A 2,035-nucleotide genomic window follows, 5' to 3' on the forward strand; every position below is an offset into this window, starting at 1 on the left:
GGAGTCGTCACCGGAGTCGGAGTCGTCACCGGAGTCGGAGTCGTCACCGGAGTCGGAGTCGTCACCGGAGTCGGAGTCGTCACCGGAGTCGGAGTTGTCACCGGAGTCGGAGTTGTCACCGGAGTCGGAGTTGTCACCGGAGTCGGAGTCGTCACCGGAGTCGGCGTTGTAACAGGAGTCGGTGTGGTAGCCGGAGTTGGCGTTGTAACAGGAGTTGGTGTCGTAACCGGAGTCGGTGTCGTAACCGGAGTCGGTGTTGTAACAGGAGTTGGTGTCGTAACCGGAGTCGGAGTTGTAACCGGAGTCGGAGTTGTAACCGGAGTCGCTGTTGTCACCGGTGTTGGTGTTGGGGCTGGTGTTGGGGCTGGTGTTGGTGTTGGGGCTGGTGTTGGTGTTGGGGCTGGTGTTGGGGCTGGTGTTGGTGTTGGTGTCGGCGCTGGTGTTGGTGTCGGACTAGCTGCAAACGTGCTACTGGCAACATTCAGCAAAACCGCGATCGCCCGATTGCTACTTTTATCTATCATCACTGTATCGGAACTACTAGCACCATTAGCACCCGTACCCGCACTAAAAGCGAAGTTATCAAAATTCAAAATGCCATTGTCGCTAGCAATGCGATCGCCTCCATTTTGATAATCGGTAATGTAATCAATGTTGTCATCATCTAGCAGTAGGAAAAATGTGTCATTGCCACTGCCACCTGTTAAAGTATCGATACCCCGATCGCCGTGCAAACTATCATTGCCGCTACCGCCGACAATTGAATCATTGCCTTGACCGCCGCACAAGCAATCATCTCCATCTCCTCCGATCACAGTATCTTCATCTTTGTCGCCGCGAAGGGAATCATTGCCACCTCCGCCCTCAATTTCATCATTTCCTTTGCCACCATATACAACTTCAGCATCAGAAGAACCCCTGACAGTATCATTGCCTTTGCGAGTTAGCAATCCTCCAGGCACTTCCTGAAGTTGTCCGGCTTCGAGTGCAACATTGTCGGCTGTATCTTCTCCGACTAAATAAATCCCTTGTCGTTTGATAGTCATAATTTTCCTACCTATTGGTTTGCAAAATAAACGGAGTGGAGAAATGGCGATCGCCTATTTTTAGCAATGGCGATTCCTGGTTCAACTAGAGCGCATCAGGCAACATTGAACGACCAGGTATAGTTCTGACCGCTCGATGTAATTGAAGCTGTATAATTTCCAGGCATTAATGGGTTACGGGGTATCATTACAATTGCATCGCGTGAATCCAATATACTGCGTGCCAATTGTTGAGCAGATGGATCGGGATTGCTGTAGGTTGTTTCATCAAAAACACCGTGTTCTATGGGTATGTTTCCCTGCGTTAATGAGTGAGAAGTGACTCGAGGCGTGACGTTTCCAGAACCCAGTTGCAAATAAATAGGTAAGCCCGCTGGAGCCGTGTATCCTGGAAAGCTTGTCAAGGGATCGGGATATTCACTGTCAAATTGCCTTAACGGAACTGTCTTGCCATTTGCAGGCCACATAACAGGATATTGAGGGGAAGAATTAGAATTAATTCCTCGAATAACATCCAACGTTGCCCCTGCTTCTATGCTCCCACCTGCTTCGCGATAACTACCGTAAGCAACTTGCGTTAGTTTGGGGTTGATAATTCCTAATCCATGAAAAGGTGCGGTCATCCATCCATCAATAAAATCGACATCTTGTACCTGAGTTGTTGACCAAGCAAACACATTGCCACTTTGACCTGCTTCAGATCCTGCTGGCGTGTACCAAGGGTTATTACGGTCTTGATAATGAGTTAGTTGATCGTTTTTAGCCACATAACGTGAGTGTTCTATTTCCCCTTGTGTCCATGCAGGATTGTTAGTCACAGGCGGTAAGTTGGCTAGGCTACGTAAGTAATTCACCCGATCGAGCCAGTTATCAGAGGTCGGAGGAGTCGGAGTCGGAATAGGAGTCGGAATAGGAGTCGGAGTCGGAGTCGGAGTCGGAGTCGGAGTCGGAGTCGGAGTCGGAGTCGGAGTCGGAGTCGGAGTCGGAGT

Annotated in this window: 2 protein-coding genes; both read right to left on the reverse strand. The window is 49.7% G+C overall.

The window, feature by feature from the left end; all coding sequences use genetic code 11:
• Positions 1-1,046 (reverse strand): calcium-binding protein (locus tag QT992_RS30805; RefSeq protein ID WP_445305384.1); only part of this gene is annotated, 1,046 nt, incomplete at its 3' end.
• 95 nt (positions 1,047-1,141) lie between these two features.
• On the reverse strand, positions 1,142-2,035 hold an 894-nt coding region (locus QT992_RS30810; protein ID WP_333341902.1), incomplete at its 5' end, for a CAP domain-containing protein.

Source organism: Microcoleus sp. T3_D1 (genome assembly GCF_036700405.1).
In the GTDB taxonomy this organism is placed as follows: Bacteria; Cyanobacteriota; Cyanobacteriia; order Cyanobacteriales; family Microcoleaceae; genus Microcoleus.